Origin of the sequence: Mesorhizobium sp. M7A.F.Ca.AU.001.01.1.1, from assembly GCF_004022735.1 — a bacterium.
Lineage (GTDB): Bacteria > Pseudomonadota > Alphaproteobacteria > Rhizobiales > Rhizobiaceae > Mesorhizobium > Mesorhizobium ciceri.
This window is the reverse complement of record NZ_RZPF01000724.1, coordinates 1-3267: the sequence shown is the minus strand read 5'-3', so window position 1 is coordinate 3267 and position 3267 is coordinate 1. Positions and strand designations below refer to the sequence as shown.

The 3267-nt window shown below is 66.3% G+C and carries 3 protein-coding genes and 1 pseudogene; 2 read left to right on the top strand and 2 right to left on the bottom strand.

What is annotated here, in order from left to right; genetic code table 11:
• Together EN884_RS30590 and EN884_RS30585 are read left to right on the top strand one after the other, a co-directional pair.
• A pseudogene (locus tag EN884_RS30590) lies at positions 1-479 on the top strand (branched-chain amino acid ABC transporter permease); the annotation flags it as partial.
• Positions 476-1780 carry an FAD-dependent oxidoreductase gene (locus EN884_RS30585; RefSeq protein WP_063167565.1) on the top strand — a complete coding sequence of 435 codons (1305 nt, stop codon included), beginning with the start codon at positions 476-478 and terminating at the stop codon, positions 1778-1780. The pseudogene EN884_RS30590 and the gene EN884_RS30585, both read left to right, overlap by 4 nt.
• Here EN884_RS30585 and EN884_RS30580 read toward each other — a convergent pair.
• Together EN884_RS30580 and EN884_RS30575 are read right to left on the bottom strand one after the other, a co-directional pair.
• Positions 1777-2445 (bottom strand): GntR family transcriptional regulator, encoded by a 669-nt coding sequence (locus EN884_RS30580; RefSeq protein ID WP_024502527.1) that lies wholly within the window; start codon positions 2443-2445, stop codon positions 1777-1779. The genes EN884_RS30585 and EN884_RS30580 overlap by 4 nt on opposite strands.
• Positions 2446-2461: 16 nt before the next feature.
• Positions 2462-3267, bottom strand: an 806-nt coding sequence (locus EN884_RS30575; protein WP_128360931.1) for an aminotransferase class III-fold pyridoxal phosphate-dependent enzyme, incomplete at its 5' end; no start/stop codon positions are given.

Here is a 3267-nt window from a genome sequence, read left to right as displayed (position 1 = left end):
GCCCGTGGGGCCGCGTGCTGAAGGCGCTACGCGAGGATGAGCGGGCGGCGATCTCGCTTGGCAAGAGCGCGCGTTTCTATCGCGTCCAGGCCTTCGCCGTGGGCGGCGCCATCATGGCACTGGCCGGCGCATTGCAGGCGCATTTCACCGGCTTCATCGCGCCGGACAATTATTTGCCGATCCTGACCTTCCAGGTCTGGGTGATGCTGATCGTGGGCGGCTCGGGCAGCAATCTCGGCGCCGTCATCGGCAGCATCCTGGTCTGGGCGATATGGGCTGGGTCGGGCACGCTGACCAGCATCCTGTTCCCGCCGGAACAGCAGGCTCGTGCCGCCGCGCTGCAGATCGCCGCCATCGGCGTCATGCTCTGCGTTATCCTGCTGGTCCGGCCGAACGGGCTGTTCGGCGACAGGCCACGGCGGCCTTGGCTCGGCAAGCGGACGAAGGGGACTACGGCCAAAAGCGTTTCCCCGTCATGAATGCCGCGGTTCGGCAGGAAGCGCATGGCGCTTCACTCTGGCTTGCCGTCAGCCGCGACCGCCGCAAACGGCCGGCGCTGCAGGGTAAGCTCGATGTCGACCTGGCCATTGTCGGCGGCGGCTTTTCGGGCCTTTCAACCGCGCTGCACGCCGCCGGCAAAGGCCTTTCCGTCGCCGTTCTCGAAGCCGAATTCATCGCCTGGGGCGCAACCGGCAGGAATGCTGGCTTCGTCGTGCCGAACTTCGCCAAGATGGACCCGGCCGACATACTGGCCCATCTCGGACCATCGCGTGGCGAAAGGCTGATCGATTTCGCCGCCGGCAGCGCCGACCTGGTTTTCCGCCTGATCCGGCAGCACGGCATCGACTGCGACGCCGTGCAGAACGGATGGATCCAGCCGGCGCATTCGCCTGCCGCCTTTGAAAAAGTCAAGTCACGTGCCGGGCAGTGGGCACAGCGTGGCCGGCCGGCAGTCACATTGGATCGGCAGGAAGTCGAAGCCCTGACAGGCGTGCCAGGCTATGTCGGCGGCTGGATGGACCGTTCCGGCGGCGTGCTCAATCCGGTCGCCTATGCGCGCGGATTGGCCGATGCGGCGGAGAAGGCCGGCGCAAAGATCTTCGAGCAGACGCGCGTCACCTCGGTTGATCGCATAGCCGATGGCTGGATGCTGAAAATGCCCTCTGGCTCGGTACGCGCGGGCAAGGTGCTGATCGCCACCAACGCCTATGGCTGGTCCCTCAATCCGTCGTTGCAGCGAACCTACTTCCCGCTGAAAGTCTTCCAGATCGCGACAGCGCCGCTACCTCGTGAAGTGCGCAACCGATTGCTTCCCGGCGGGCAAGGTGTCGGTGACACCAGACGCAATCTGTTCACCTTCCGCTTCGACGCCGAAAACCGGCTGATCAGCGGCGGCATGCATATCCTTGGCGCCGGTGCGGATACGCGCGTACCGCAGACGATCTGGCGAAGGCTCGGCCGGCATCTCGGTCTGCCCGACCTGCCGCCGCTTGCCTACAGCTGGTCGGGAATGGCAGCGGTCGAACCGGATTTCCTGCCGCACCTGATCGACCTCGGTCCGGGACTGATCGCCGGTCGCGCCTGCAACGGGCGCGGCATCGCCATGACGACGGCGATGGGCAAGGTTCTGGCCGACTGGGCCGCCGGCACCGACGCCCGCGACCTGCCGCTGCCCTTCGCGCCGCCGGCGCCAATACCGTTCCACGCCGTGCTGCGGCACGCGCCCAACATGCTGCTCGGCTGGAGCATGCTGCGCGACCGGCTGGACGGGACGAGCTAGGCCGACGGCTCCCTGGCAGCGTCAAGGTTTGCAGACAGCACAGCGGCCGCCACGGCGATGTCCTCTTCTATGAAAATCCGCACAGTGGGACCGCTGCGCTGCTCCAGTGCGGCGACGATCTTGCGATGCGCGTCGTTGGACTGCGGGATGTAGCGATCGGCCTGCATCAGCAGCTTGAGATAAGGCCCGACCCGCCCCCAGAGGTCGCGGATCATGTTCAAAAGGATCGGCGCGCCAGCATGCTGGTAGATGGCGAAGTGGAACGCCTCGTTCAATGAGAGATAGGCCCTGGCGTCGCCGGCCTCAATGGCACGCTGCATGCCGGCGAGCGTCGCCTGGATGTCAGCCAGCCCGCTTTCGCTCATCCTGGTCGCCGCCATCTCGCCCGCCAGTCCCTCGACGGCGATGCGGATGCGCGTCAGCTCCTCGAAGGCAGGCGCGGACAGCAACGGCACGATGACCGAGCGGTTGTTCTGCATCTCGAGCAGCCGCTCGGCGACAAGCCTCTGCAGCGCCTCGCGGATCGGTGTCGTCGAGATGCCGAACGTCTCGGCGAGCTTGCGGATGACCAGCGCCTGGCCCGGGCTGAAGCCGCCGGAAATCAGCTCCTGCTTGAGCGCGCCATAGGCGCGGTCATTCAGGGTCTGATGTTCGAGCTTCAGCATGCGCGGGCCGCTCCGATCACCAGTTCGACAGAGCGCGATCGAGCGTCTCGGCCAGTTGCTCGGCATTGTCCCTGGCAAAGGGCAGTGGCGGCCTGATCTTCAGCACATTGCCGCGCGGACCGCAGGACGAGATCAGCACGCCGTCCTCGCGCATGGCTTCGACGACCGCCGATGTCTTGGTGGCGGCCAGAGCCTCGTCGCCGTCCGCCGTCAGCTCGACGCCGAAATAGAGGCCGTTGTGCCTGACATCAGCGACCGCGCCGTGCCGGCCCTGCAGGGCGCGCAGCAGTTCACTCGTATAGGCGCCGACATTGCGCGCATTCTCGATCAGCCCCTCGCCTTCGATGACATCGAGAACGGCGAGGCCGACAGCGGCCGCGACCGGGTTGCCGCCGAAGGTGTTGAAGTAGCCGGTGTTCGAACCGAAGGAGGCGACAAGCTGCGGCCGCACGAGCACGGCGCCCATCGGGTGCCCATCGCCGATCGGCTTGCCCATCGAGACGATGTCAGGCTCGATGCCATAGTTTGCGAAGCCCCACATGCCCTGGCCAAGCCGGCCGAAGCCGGACTGGACCTCATCGGCGATGACGATGCCGCCGGCCTTTTTGACGTGATCCGCCGCTTCGCGCATCACCGCCGCATCGGGAAAGAAGATGCCGTCGCTGGAAAAGGCGGAGTCGAGAAGCAGCGCCGCCGGCTTGATGCCTTTTGCTCGCATGTCCTCTATGGCAGCGGCGACATTTCCGGCGAAATCATGCGCGGCCCGGCCATGGTCGCGGAACGTGTCCGGCGCTGCCACCGTGCGGTGGTGCGCTGGTACCC